This window comes from Streptomyces sp. NPDC057743 (assembly GCF_042798755.1).
GTDB lineage: Bacteria > Actinomycetota > Actinomycetes > Streptomycetales > Streptomycetaceae > Streptomyces.
This window is the reverse complement of record NZ_JBHVJX010000106.1, coordinates 1-3,036: the sequence shown is the minus strand read 5'-3', so window position 1 is coordinate 3,036 and position 3,036 is coordinate 1. Positions and strand designations below refer to the sequence as shown.

1 rRNA gene is annotated in these 3,036 nt (G+C 56.1%); it reads right to left on the bottom strand.

Annotation, left to right across the window (positions count from 1 at the left end):
- Positions 1-57: 57 nt before the first annotated feature.
- Positions 58-3,036, bottom strand: a 23S ribosomal RNA gene (locus tag ACFVFQ_RS38575); the annotation flags it as partial.

The following is a 3,036-nucleotide window of genomic DNA, read 5'->3' as shown; positions in this document are numbered from 1 at the left end:
AGAACAACCGTTGGTCTGTTCGTGGCTTCAGAACCAACACAGTGGACGCGAGCAACTGAGGACAAGCCCTCGGCCTATTAGTACCAGTCAACTCCACACCTTACGATGCTTCCATATCTGGCCTATCAACCCAGTCATCTACTGGGAGCCTTACCCCATCAAGTGGGAGGGAGCCCTCATCTCGAAGCAGGCTTCCCGCTTAGATGCTTTCAGCGGTTATCCTTTCCGAACGTAGCCAACCAGCCATGCCCTTGGCAGAACAACTGGCACACCAGAGGTCCGTCCGTCCCGGTCCTCTCGTACTAGGGACAGCCCTTCTCAAGACTCCTACGCGCACAGCGGATAGGGACCGAACTGTCTCACGACGTTCTAAACCCAGCTCGCGTACCGCTTTAATGGGCGAACAGCCCAACCCTTGGGACCGACTCCAGCCCCAGGATGCGACGAGCCGACATCGAGGTGCCAAACCATCCCGTCGATATGGACTCTTGGGGAAGATCAGCCTGTTATCCCCGGGGTACCTTTTATCCGTTGAGCGACGGCGCTTCCACAAGCCACCGCCGGATCACTAGTCCCTACTTTCGTACCTGCTCGACCCGTCAGTCTCACAGTCAAGCTCCCTTGTGCACTTACACTCAACACCTGATTACCAACCAGGCTGAGGGAACCTTTGGGCGCCTCCGTTACCCTTTAGGAGGCAACCGCCCCAGTTAAACTACCCACCAGACACTGTCCCTGATCCGGATCACGGACCCAGGTTAGACATCCAGCACGACCAGAGTGGTATTTCAACAACGACTCCACACCAACTGGCGTCAATGCTTCACAGTCTCCCACCTATCCTACACAAGCCGAACCGAACACCAATATCAAGCTATAGTAAAGGTCCCGGGGTCTTTCCGTCCTGCTGCGCGAAACGAGCATCTTTACTCGTAATGCAATTTCACCGGGCCTATGGTTGAGACAGTCGAGAAGTCGTTACGCCATTCGTGCAGGTCGGAACTTACCCGACAAGGAATTTCGCTACCTTAGGATGGTTATAGTTACCACCGCCGTTTACTGGCGCTTAAGTTCTCAGCTTCGCCAACCCGAAGATTGACTAACCGGTCCCCTTAACGTTCCAGCACCGGGCAGGCGTCAGTCCGTATACATCGCCTTACGGCTTCGCACGGACCTGTGTTTTTAGTAAACAGTCGCTTCTCGCTGGTCTCTGCGGCCACCCCCAGCTCAAGGCGCAAAGCCCATCACCAGAAATGGCCCCCCTTCTCCCGAAGTTACGGGGGCATTTTGCCGAGTTCCTTAACCATAGTTCACCCGAACGCCTCGGTATTCTCTACCTGACCACCTGAGTCGGTTTAGGGTACGGGCCGCCATGAAGCTCACTAGAGGCTTTTCTCGACAGCATAGGATCATCCACTTCACCACAATCGGCTCGGCATCAGGTCTCACCCTGCATGAGAGACGGATTTGCCTATCTCTCGGGCTACACCCTTACCCCGGGACAACCACCGCCCGGGCTGGACTACCTTCCTGCGTCACCCCATCGCTTACCTACTACAAGTCTGGTCCGTCGGCTCCACCACTCCCCTTCACCCGAAGGCTCCAGGACGGCTTCACGGACTTAGCATCGCCTGATTCAGTATTGGGCGCTCCAAAGCGGGTACCGGAATATCAACCGGTTGTCCATCGACTACGCCTGTCGGCCTCGCCTTAGGTCCCGACTTACCCTGGGCAGATCAGCTTGACCCAGGAACCCTTAGTCAATCGGCGCAAGAGTTTCCCACTCTTGTATCGCTACTCATGCCTGCATTCTCACTCGTGAACCATCCACAACTCGCTTCCACGGCTGCTTCACCCGGCACACGACGCTCCCCTACCCATCACCACACCCGTTAAGGCTATTGTGGCAATGACACGACTTCGGCGGTGTACTTGAGCCCCGCTACATTGTCGGCGCGGAATCACTTGACCAGTGAGCTATTACGCACTCTTTCAAGGATGGCTGCTTCTAAGCCAACCTCCTGGTTGTCTCTGCGACTCCACATCCTTTCCCACTTAGCACACGCTTAGGGGCCTTAGTCGATGCTCTGGGCTGTTTCCCTCTCGACCATGGAGCTTATCCCCCACAGTCTCACTGCCGCGCTCTCACTTACCGGCATTCGGAGTTTGGCTAAGGTCAGTAACCCGGTAGGGCCCATCGCCTATCCAGTGCTCTACCTCCGGCAAGAAACACACGACGCTGCACCTAAATGCATTTCGGGGAGAACCAGCTATCACGGAGTTTGATTGGCCTTTCACCCCTAACCACAGGTCATCCCCCAGGTTTTCAACCCTGGTGGGTTCGGTCCTCCACGAAGTCTTACCTCCGCTTCAACCTGCCCATGGCTAGATCACTCCGCTTCGGGTCTAGAGCGTGCAACTCAACGCCCTCTTCGGACTCGCTTTCGCTACGGCTTCCCCACACGGGTTAACCTCGCTACACACCGCTAACTCGCAGGCTCATTCTTCAAAAGGCACGCAGTCACGACGCAAAGATAAATCCTTGCGCGACGCTCCCACGGCTTGTAGGCACACGGTTTCAGGTACTATTTCACTCCGCTCCCGCGGTACTTTTCACCATTCCCTCACGGTACTATCCGCTATCGGTCACCAGGGAATATTTAGGCTTAACGGGTGGTCCCGCCAGATTCACACGGGATTTCTCGGGCCCCGTGCTACTTGGGTGTCTCTCAAACGAGCCGCTAATGTTTCAGCTACGGGGGTCTTACCCTCTACGCCGGACCTTTCGCATGTCCTTCGCCTACATCAACGGTTTCTGACTCGTCCCACAGCCGGCAGACTGCAGAAAAGAGATCCCACAACCCCGCACTGGCAACCCCTGCCGGGTATCACACCAATACGGTTTGGCCTCATCCAGTTTCGCTCGCCACTACTCCCGGAATCACGGTTGTTTTCTCTTCCTGCGGGTACTGAGATGTTTCACTTCCCCGCGTTCCCTCCACACTGCCTATGTGTTCAGCAGCGGGTGACAGCCCA